Raw genomic sequence first — 6980 nt, forward strand, 5'->3', positions numbered from 1 at the left:
GTCAAATCCCGTCCCGCACAAAAGGACTCGCCACGCCAGTGCAGCCGGACCGCAGTTACGTTGCAGCGATGCGCTTTCCGAAGCTCGGGGTCCGCACCCGGATCCTGGCCATCGCGCTGGTCCCCAGTCTGGCGCTCGTGATCCTCGGCGTCGGTGCGGCCGGAACGCTGGTGGACCGCTCCCATCGGGCCCGTGGCTGGGCCGACGAAATGCAGGCCGGTATCGCGCCGACCCGTGAACTCATCGAGGCCGTGCAGAGCGAACGCCAGCTGACGCTGTGGCGGGTGGCGGGCATGGAAATCGATGTGCGGCAACTGACCACGGCTCGGCAACGGCTCGACAGCGCACTGCGCGTCCTGGCACCGACCCAGTCCGCGCTGACCCGGATGGGTCCGGAATCCATGGGGCAGGCCACCGACGCCATCAGCGACGTGGGGAAGCGGCTGTCCGGACTGCGCAGCGGCGTGGACGCGGGCACCGTGCCCCTCGCCGACGCCTACGCCTTCTACAACCGGATTCCGGAGAGCGTGATGGCGGGCGTGGAGGTCGCGGAGAAGACCGCACCCGACGCCGCGACCACGGTGGAACTGACCCAGGCGGCCGATATCCTGCACAGCCTCGAGGCCATGAGCCGCGCCTATGCCCTCGGCGCGTCACTGATCGACGGCGACGACCTCTCCCCCGAGCTCGGCAACGAATACCTCAGTCTGGTCGGCTATTACCGCACGCGGGTCGACGCCATCGTCGCCGCGCGGGACGAGCAGCAGTCCGCGGCGGCGAAGGCGCTGGTCGCCAGCCCGGCGTGGCAGCGTCTCGGCGTGATCGAGCCCGTGCTCGCCCAGCGCACCCTGCCGCAGACCGACACCGCGACGAAACGGTCCGCCCCGCAGCCGCTTCCGATCTCGGTGGCCGACTGGCAGCGCAGCTCCGACGAGGTCACCCGCGGGCTGGCGGATCTGTGGCAATCGGAGAACAACGAGGCACAGCACCTGGCCAGCTCCGCAGCCTCCGACACCGCCCGCAACTCGTTGTGGGCCGGGGCGGGCATGGTGGTGGTCGGCGTGATCGCGATTCTGGTCGCGCTGGCCCTGGCCAACCGGATCATCCGCAGGCTCCGGCGTTTGCGCGACCGCACCCTCGCCCTCGCCGACGAGCAGCTGCCCGACACGATGCGGCGGCTGGCCGCGGGCGAACACCTCGACATCGACGTGCGGGCGCCCGCCCTGGACTTCGGCCGGGACGAGATCGGTCAGGTGGCCGAGGCTTTCGGACACGCGCACGCGACCGCCGTCGCGGCCGCGGTGACCGAGGCCCGCACCCGCGAGGGCGTGAAGGCGGTCTTCCTCAATATCGCCCACCGCAGCCAGGTGGTGGTGCATCGGCAGCTGGAGATCCTCGACGCCGCGGAGTCGCAGCAGGAGGATCCGGCGCTGCTGGACATCTACTTCCGTCTCGATCACCTCGCGACGCGTGAGCGCCGTAATGCCGAGAACCTGATCATTCTCGCGGGCGGGCAGCCGGGTCGGCAGTGGCGCAATCCGGTCCCGCTGCTCGAGCTGGTGCGTAGCGCGGTCGGCGAGACCGCCGACTACACCCGGGTCCGAACCGGTCGCCTGCCTTCGGCTTTCATCGCGGGCCTGGCCGTCGCCGACGTCATCCACCTGCTGGCCGAACTGATCGACAATGCGGCGAGTTTCTCCCCGCCGCAGTCGCGGGTGGAGATCTCCGGGGCGTCGGTGGGCCGCGGGGTGGCCGTCGAGATCGGCGATCAGGGCATGGGCATCCCACCCGAGGATCTGGAGCGGTTGAACACTCTGCTCGGCGCCCCACCGGATTTCGCCGTCACCAGCATGTCGACGGATTCGCGTCTGGGGCTGTTCGTGGTGTCGCGGCTGGCCGCCCGGCACGGGATCTCGGTGCGCCTGTCGGACTCCGATTACGGCGGCGTGCGGGCGATCGTGCTGATCCCGTCCTCCGTGATCGAGGGCGAGCTGAGCGTCGCCGACACCAGGAACTACGGGCGGGTGCCGCAGCGCGACACCGGTTTCGAGCCTGCTGCCCTCGAAACCGCCGCCCTCGCACCCGCGATCCGCACCGAGTCCGCCGCGAGCTTCGATGCCTGGGCCGCGCACCATACCGGCGCGCACGAGATCGCCGCCGCGACCGCGCCTCGCCGTCCGCGACCGGAGATGCCGCCCGAGCCGGTCGCCGAACCGGACGACCCGGTCGATGAGCGGCCGCAACTGCCGCGCCGACGCCGCCAGGAGAACCTGGCACCCGAATTGGCCGAGCCGACCGCCGGGGAATCCTCCCCCGCGCCGTCCGGCGAAAGCAGCGCCGCGCAGGCGCGAGACCTGTTCTCGGCCATCGAGAACGGCACCCGGCAAGGGCGGCTGGCCGATCCCGGCCTGCCCCCGGCCGGTCCATTCCGACAGGAAGGCGACGGTGAACACCTCCCACGCTGGTGACCTCGACTGGCTCCTCGACGATCTCGTCGACAAACTCGCGGGCGTGCGGCACGTGGTGGTGCATTCCACCGACGGGCTGCTGCTGGGCCGCTCGGCCGGGATGAGCCGTGAGGACGCCGAACACTTCTGCGCCATGTCCTCCACCCTGTTCGGCCTATCGCGCAGTGCCGGACACCGATTCGACGCGGGCGGGGTGCGGCAGGCCGTCATCGAACTCGATCGTGCGGTCCTGTTCGTCACCGCCGCGGGCGCGAACGCCTGCCTGGCTCTGCAGTCCGGCCCGGACGCCAACCTGGGCATGGTCGCCTACGAAATGAACCTCACCGTGCAGCGGGTGGGCTCGTTCCTGTCGGCGGCTCCGCGTCACCGCATGCATACATGAATCGCTTCGTCAATCTCAGTCCCGCTCAACGGAACCCGTGGGGCGTATGTGACCTACGTCCCGTTACCTTTGCCCGATGTTCAGAGCGAGGCTCGGGGTCCGAACCCGCGTGCTCGCCATCGCACTCGTCCCGAGCCTGGCGCTGCTCGCGATCGGAGTGGGTGGCGCGGGTTACCTGGTGGTCGAGGGCAAGCACGCACGGGACTGGGCGAACGCGTTGAAGGACGCGAACCCGGTTTCCATGGAGTTGATCGAGGCCGTCCAGCAGGAACGTCAGCTGTCGATGGCCCAGATGAGCGGCAGCGACGACGCGAATCCGAAGGCGTTGGCGCAGGCGCGAGTTCGGCTCGACAAGGCGTTCCAGGGCCTGGCGACGATCGCCCCGACCATGGCCAAGCTCGGCCCCTCGGGCATCGGCGACAATGTCGGCGGCGTGTACACCCTCGGTAACCAGCTGTCCGGTTTGCGCACGCAGATCGACTCCAATGCCATCGCCGTCTCGGACGTCTACTACTTCTACGGCAAGCTGCTCGAGGTCGTGTGGATCGGCACCCGCATGGTCGCCGACAACGCGCCGACCTCCGAGGTGGCCCTCGAGGTCGCCAACGGCCTGCAGGTCGTGCAGTCCTCCGACATGCTCTCCCGCGAGGCCGCCGCGGCCGAGGTGCTGCTGGCCGGCGGTACGCTGCCGCCCGAGCTGGCCATCGAATTCTCCCGCGTGGCAGGCACATACCGTGTGAACCTGGGCGTCCTGGCCGGTGGTGACGGAGGCACCGGCGACAAGGACATGCAGGCCCTCATGAACGATCCCGACTGGACGAAGATCGTCATGATGGAGAACACGCTCATCTCGCGGGCGCTGGATCCGATCACGACTCCGCCCAGCAAGCCCGGTGTCGCGCCGCAGCAGGCGCCGATCACCTTCACTCCGCAGGAATGGCGCGACACCGTCAATCGGCTCAACACCCAGGTCCTGCACCTGTGGGAGGAGATGAGCAAGCACAACGAGGCGTTGGCCGCCGCCGAGGGTGACCGCAATGCCCGTGACTCCGCGCTCGCGGGTGGCGGCATGCTTGCGGTCTCGGCGCTCGCGTTCGCGGTCTCGCTGGTGCTGGCCAATCGGATCATCCGCCGCCTCAAGGGTTTGCGCAACGACACCCTCGCGCTGGCCGACGAGGGCCTGCCGGAGATCATGGCGCAGCTGCGCGAGGGCAAGCCGGTGGACCCGGTCGCGGCCGCGGCCGTGCTGGACTTCGGCTCGGACGAGATCGGCCAGGTGGCAAAGGCGTTCAACCACGCGCACGCCTCCGCCGTGTCCGCCGCCATCACCGAAGCCCGCACCCGTGAGGGCGTCAAGGCGATGTTCCTCAATATCGCCCACCGCAGCCAGGTCATCGTGCATCGGCAGCTGGAGATCCTCGACGCCGCGGAGTCGCAGCAGGAGGATCCGGCGCTGCTGGACATCTACTTCCGCCTCGATCACCTCGCCACCCGCGAGCGCCGCAACGCCGAGAACCTGATCATTCTCGCGGGCGGTCAGCCCGGACGGCAGTGGCGAAATCCCGTGCAGCTGCTGGAGATCGTGCGCTCCAGCGTCGGCGAGACCCTCGACTACACCCGCGTCAAGATTGCCCGGCTGCCGGAGGTGGCCATCGCGGGCAGCGCCGTGGCCGACCTCGTGCACCTGCTCGCCGAGCTGGTCGACAATGCCGCCCACTTCTCCCCGCCGCAGTCGCAGGTGGAGGTGCGCGGCAATATCGTCGGCAAGGGCGTGGCCATCGAGGTCATCGACCAGGGCATGGGCATGCCCGAGGACGAGTTCGCGCGGATCAACGAGATCCTGCGCGACGCACCGGATTTCGGTGCCAGCATGCTGCCCGACGACTTCCGCCTGGGCCGCTTCGTGGTCGCCCAGCTGGCCGCGCGCAACGGCATCTCGGTGCGGCTCACCGAATCCGACTACGGCGGCGTGCGCGCCATCGTGCTGGTGCCCACCAGCCTCACCGTGGCCGCCTCCAGCCGCACCGGTGAAATCCCGGTCGTGACAAGACAACTGGACGCCCCCACCGGTGCCGGCGTGGGCTACGGGGAGCCCTCGGCGGCGGCCCTGGCCGTGGCGGCGTTGCCGCAGCTGCCCGCGGCCCCGGCCACACCGGCGTCGATGATCTCGAACTACGAGCTGCCCATCGTCGGTTACGAGTCCTATGAGCGTCCGGCCGCACCGCAGCCGCCCGCCGCGCCGCCGATCGCCCCGGCCGCGCCCGTCGCGCCGCCCGCACCCCAGCCGGAGCCGTTCGGGCCGTCGACCGGGTCGTTCGTCCCGCCGGTCATGTCCTTCGGTGCGGCGACGCCGTTCGACCCGCCGACCAATCCACGGCCCGAGCCGCCGGCCGAGCAGGCGCCGCCGGCCGAGAACGGTTTCCGGGGTCGCGATTTCGGACGTTCCCATTACACTGGCTCCGACATCCGGCCCGCGCTCCCGCGTCGGCGCCGGCAGGCAAGTCTCGCACCGGAATTGGCGCAGGAGCAGTCGACCCCCGAGTCGGCGGTTCCGGCCAACCGGACGGCCGAGCAGGCCCGAGACCTGTTCTCCGCCATCGAGAACGGAACCAGGCAGGGTCGCCAGGCCGACCCGGGTTCTTTCGCGTCCGAGTCGCAGGCAATATACGAACGAGCATCGGAACGACAGGAAGGCGACGGTGACCACCTCAAACGCTGGTGATCTCAACTGGCTACTCGATGATCTGGTCGACCGGCTCGCGGGCGTCCGTCACGCGGTGGTGCATTCCACCGACGGGCTGCTGCTGGGCCGCTCCTCCGCCATGAGCCGCGAGGACGCGGAGCACTTCGGTGCCATGTCCTCCACCCTCTACGGGTTGGCGCGCAGTGCGGGTGGACGATTCGACGGCGGCGGCGTCCGCCAGGCGGTCATCGAACTCGAGCGCGCGGTCCTGTTCGTGACCGCCGCTGGCAGCCACGCCTGCTTAGCGCTGCAGGCCACCGAACAAGCCAACCTCGGCATGGTCGCCTACGAGATGAACCTGACCGTCCAGCGCGTCGGCAACTACCTGTCCACCACGCCCCGCCAGAACCTGGCCGGACAAGGCAACCCCCGACTGTCATGATGCCGGGGCCGGGGGAACAGTGGTTCGATGACGCGGCCGGTCCGCTCGTACGCCCGTACGCGCGGACCGGTGGCCGAACCATGGGCGCGGGACATGATCTGGACATGCTCACGGTGGTAGTGGTGCCCAATGCGGCGCCGCCACTGCGACGTGTCGAACCGGAGTACACGGAAATCGTCCGGTTGTGCCGGCTGCCGCTCTCGGTGGCCGAGGTGTCGGCCGCGTTGCGGCTGCCGCTGGCGGTGACCAAAATCCTGGTGGGGGATTTGATTTCAGACAACATACTCAACTTCCGAGCCCCGGCCTCGCCTGAGACCGTGCCCGGTGACCTCAACATTTTGCGAGCGGTACTCGATGGCATTCGAAAACTCTGATACCGCCCAGCCCATGGCCGCCTCGGTGAAGATCCTCATCGCAGGCGGTTTCGGCGTGGGCAAAACCACCATGGTCGGGGCGATCAGCGAGATCACCCCGTTGCGCACCGAGGAGCTCATCACCGAGCTGTCCGCGGGCGTCGACGACCTGCGTGGCGTGGAAGGCAAAACCACCACGACGGTGGCCCTGGACTTCGGCCGCATCACCATCGACCAGAACCTGGTCCTCTACCTGTTCGGCACCCCCGGCCAGGACCGCTTCTGGTTCCTCTGGGACGAACTGGCCCGAGGCGCCCTCGGCGCAGTGGTCCTCGCCGACACCCGCCGCCTCGAAAGCTCCTTCGCCGCAATCGATTTCTTCGAACGCCGCGGCGTAGCCTTCACCGTAGCGGTCAACTGCTTCGAAAACGCCCCCCTCTACACCCCCGTCGAAGTCCGAGACGCCCTCGACCTCGACGAACGCATCCCGGTCCTCCTCTGCGACGCCCGAGACCGCGCCTCCTGCAAAAACGTCCTCATGACCCTCGTCGAGTACCTCATCGACCGAGCCGCATCAACAGGCGCCGCCCGAGTCTGATCTGCTCTCCCCCAACGAGAATCGCGTCCGTCCAGAATTCTGGACGGACGCGAT

Annotated in this window: 6 protein-coding genes; all 6 read left to right on the top strand. The window is 69.1% G+C overall.

Annotated elements, in window-relative coordinates; genetic code table 11:
- Positions 1–68: 68 nt before the first annotated feature.
- The 6 genes from ACWELQ_RS33300 to ACWELQ_RS33325 all read left to right on the top strand — a co-directional run bounded on the left by ACWELQ_RS33300 (position 69) and on the right by ACWELQ_RS33325 (position 6926).
- Entirely contained in the window at positions 69–2468 is a 2400-nt protein-coding gene (locus ACWELQ_RS33300) for a sensor histidine kinase (protein ID WP_452401008.1), read from the top strand.
- The gene (locus ACWELQ_RS33305) at positions 2446–2850 is read left to right on the top strand and encodes a roadblock/LC7 domain-containing protein (protein WP_452401009.1); all 405 of its coding nucleotides are present in this window, start codon (positions 2446–2448) and stop codon (positions 2848–2850) included. The genes ACWELQ_RS33300 and ACWELQ_RS33305 overlap by 23 nt, the downstream gene beginning before the upstream one ends.
- A 76-nt stretch (positions 2851–2926) precedes the next feature.
- Positions 2927–5572 carry a sensor histidine kinase gene (locus ACWELQ_RS33310; RefSeq protein WP_452401010.1) on the top strand — a complete coding sequence of 882 codons (2646 nt, stop codon included), beginning with the start codon at positions 2927–2929 and terminating at the stop codon, positions 5570–5572.
- Positions 5550–5975, top strand: a complete 426-nt coding sequence (locus ACWELQ_RS33315; RefSeq protein ID WP_040808376.1) for a roadblock/LC7 domain-containing protein — start codon at positions 5550–5552, stop codon at positions 5973–5975. Before ACWELQ_RS33310 ends, ACWELQ_RS33315 begins: the two co-directional genes overlap by 23 nt.
- Positions 5975–6349 carry a DUF742 domain-containing protein gene (locus ACWELQ_RS33320; RefSeq protein WP_379352084.1) on the top strand — a complete coding sequence of 125 codons (375 nt, stop codon included), beginning with the start codon at positions 5975–5977 and terminating at the stop codon, positions 6347–6349. Before ACWELQ_RS33315 ends, ACWELQ_RS33320 begins: the two co-directional genes overlap by 1 nt.
- Complete coding sequence (locus ACWELQ_RS33325; protein ID WP_379352083.1) at positions 6330–6926, top strand: GTP-binding protein; 597 nt, start codon at positions 6330–6332, stop codon at positions 6924–6926. Before ACWELQ_RS33320 ends, ACWELQ_RS33325 begins: the two co-directional genes overlap by 20 nt.
- The last annotated feature ends 54 nt before the right edge of the window (positions 6927–6980 follow it).

It is taken from the genome of Nocardia sp. NPDC004722, assembly GCF_053601505.1.

Excerpts from the sequence above, each read along its gene's own strand:
- ACWELQ_RS33300 (WP_452401008.1), top strand. The coding sequence starts at position 69 with ATGCGCTTTCCGAAGCTCGGGGTCCGCACCCGGATCCTGGCCATCGCG.
- ACWELQ_RS33325 (WP_379352083.1), top strand. The coding sequence starts at position 6,330 with ATGGCATTCGAAAACTCTGATACCGCCCAGCCCATGGCCGCCTCGGTG.
- ACWELQ_RS33310 (WP_452401010.1), top strand. The coding sequence starts at position 2,927 with ATGTTCAGAGCGAGGCTCGGGGTCCGAACCCGCGTGCTCGCCATCGCA.
- ACWELQ_RS33320 (WP_379352084.1), top strand. The coding sequence starts at position 5,975 with ATGCCGGGGCCGGGGGAACAGTGGTTCGATGACGCGGCCGGTCCGCTC.